Consider the following 1,803-nt stretch of genomic DNA (forward strand, 5'->3'; position numbering starts at 1 on the left):
AGCTGCGTCGCGACGCCGCGGCGCTCGTCGGCATCGTGAACGAGTTGCTGGCTGCGGCGGGCGACGAGGCGGGCGAGGGTGAGCGGGTGACGGATGCCTCGTCCGACGCGGCCTCCGTCGTCGACTCGCTGCGCCTGCTCGCCGCCGAACGCGGCATCGAGATCTCGCTGAGCGCGCCGGGCTCGCTGCGCGCGGGACTGCCGACGGTGAGCTTCCGACGCTGCGTGACCGCGCTCGTCGACAACGCCCTGGCGCACACGCCGAGCGGCGGTCGCGTCGAGGTGGCGCTCGCGCGGCTGCCTGAGCGCGCGGGAGCGGTGGCACTCACGGTGACGGACCACGGCCCGGGCATCCGCGGAATCGCCCCTGATCGGGTGTTCGAGCGCTTCGCGCACTCGGACCCGGGTGAGGCCGACGGGCTGCCGCAGCGACGCGGGTTCGGGATCGGGCTCGCCCTCGTGCGCGATGTCGCGGCGCGCAACGGGGGAACCGTGCGGGTCGAGCGCACCGGTCCGGAGGGCACGGTCTTCGTGCTCGAAGTGCCGGCCGCATAGGGTCGCAGCCTCAGCGGTCGCCGTCGTCGTACGAGCGTGCGACGACCATCAGCACCGCGAACACGGCGATGGTCGCGGCACACGCGACCGCCGCGACGCACGTCATGGCGATGAGCAGCACGGACATCTCGAACTCCTTCCCAAGGAGCAAGAGTCGCGACCGCCGTCACAGAAACGGCACAGCGCCTCAGGAGGCGGGCAGGTTGGCCCGCAGCTTGTTGCAGAGCGCCGTGAGGGTCGCGAGCTCGTCGGCGTCGAGCGCGTCGCCGACGACCCGGTCGATGGATGCCCCGTGCACGTGCGCCACGCGGTAGAAGGCCGCGTAGCCGGCGTCCGTCAGCCGGATCACGGTGCCGCGCGCGTCGCGCGGGTCTGGCAGCTTCTCGACGAGCTCGCGGGCGGCGAGCCGATCGATCATGCGGCTCACGCTCGGCTGGGTCAGCAGCACCTGCTTGTTGAGGTCGCGCAGGCGCAGCGAGCGGCCCTGTGCGCGGCTCAGGGTGTAGAGCACGTCGTATTCGTTGAACGAGATCTCGTCGTTCGGGAAGTCGGCGCCGAGTCGGCGCATGATGGCGACCTGTGCGCGGAACAGCGCTTCCCACGCGGCGACGGAGCGTGCCTCATCACTCACCGTTTCAGCCTAGAGGCGCGCGGTGGGGCCGCGGTGACGGGGCCGTGGCTGTCGGCGTGGGCAGGCAAAAAAGTAGGGGCCCGAAGCCTTTTCGCTTCGGGCCCCTCCCTTGCACCAAGAGTGTCCTGCAATCACATTCCGCGCTGGCTGCCACAGCAAACAACTAACGCTCTTAGAAGATATAACGGCCAGGTAACGCTGTCTAGTTATCGTTTCGTGATTTTTCCTGCGAGTTGTTTATGCGGTGGTTCGCAGCGCGATCAAGCCCTGTGCTGCGGTAGCCGTTCACTCGCACGAAAGGAGCGCTGAAGGGTCAGTAGCCGACGACGAAGCGCTGGTTGACGTGGGTCGGCGTCTCGATCTCGTCGACGAATGCGAGGGCGAAGTCGGCCCCCGAGATCTCGGACTTCCCCTCAGCGTCCCGCAGCACCGTGTCGGCGCTCGTGCGGTAGCCGCCGATCGCGGTGCCGGGGTTGTAGCTGCCGTAGCTCTCGGCGGGGCTCACATAGAACCACTGCAGCCCGGCCGGTGTCGCGTCGCTGCGCAGCCACTCGAGCACGCCGGCGCCTGCGAGTGCCTCGGGCTTGTACGCCTCGACGAACGAGGGCGTGTCGACGA

3 protein-coding genes are annotated in these 1,803 nt (G+C 69.2%); 1 reads left to right on the forward strand and 2 read right to left on the reverse strand.

Annotation, left to right across the window (positions count from 1 at the left end; all coding sequences use genetic code 11):
* A partial coding sequence (locus tag ACM2XV_RS14970; RefSeq protein ID WP_487027514.1) for a sensor histidine kinase occupies positions 1-554 on the forward strand: 554 nt, incomplete at its 5' end.
* Positions 555-741: 187 nt separating this feature from the next.
* Here ACM2XV_RS14970 and ACM2XV_RS14975 read toward each other — a convergent pair.
* Both ACM2XV_RS14975 and ACM2XV_RS14980 read right to left on the reverse strand, forming a co-directional pair.
* Positions 742-1,185 carry a MarR family winged helix-turn-helix transcriptional regulator gene (locus ACM2XV_RS14975; protein WP_344772723.1) on the reverse strand — a complete coding sequence of 148 codons (444 nt, stop codon included), beginning with the start codon at positions 1,183-1,185 and terminating at the stop codon, positions 742-744.
* Between the two features lie 313 nt (positions 1,186-1,498).
* Positions 1,499-1,803, reverse strand: a 305-nt coding sequence (locus tag ACM2XV_RS14980; protein WP_487027515.1) for an NAD(P)-dependent oxidoreductase, incomplete at its 5' end; no start/stop codon positions are given.

It is taken from the genome of Gryllotalpicola sp. CP2-P1 (assembly GCF_057512245.1).